We start from the raw sequence: 261 nt of genomic DNA, 5'->3' as shown, positions 1-261 counted from the left end.
TCAACGAAGGTGAAACTCTCGGCATCGTCGGTGAGTCGGGTTCCGGTAAGTCGGTTCTCGGTCGCACCATCATGGGTCTGCTCCAGAAGGGTCCGGCGCTCGATATCAGTGGCACCGTGACCTTTGCCGGTCGCGACATGTCGACGATGAAAAAGTCTGAGATGAAGCACTTCTGGGGCCCCGAGATCGCCATGGTCTTCCAGGATCCGATGACCTCGCTCAACCCGTTCAAGCGAATCGGTACGCACATCACCGAATCCT

At 57.5% G+C, this 261-nt stretch carries 1 protein-coding gene; it reads left to right on the top strand.

The window, feature by feature from the left end; translation table 11 throughout:
• On the top strand, window positions 1-261 hold a 261-nt coding region (locus MTX36_RS30770; protein ID WP_243623218.1), incomplete at both ends, for an ATP-binding cassette domain-containing protein.

Source organism: Rhodococcus sp. ARC_M6, assembly GCF_022810305.1.
Lineage (GTDB): Bacteria > Actinomycetota > Actinomycetes > Mycobacteriales > Mycobacteriaceae > Rhodococcus_F.
Note: the sequence above shows the minus strand (reverse complement) of the source record. Positions and strands in the feature narration are given on the sequence as shown.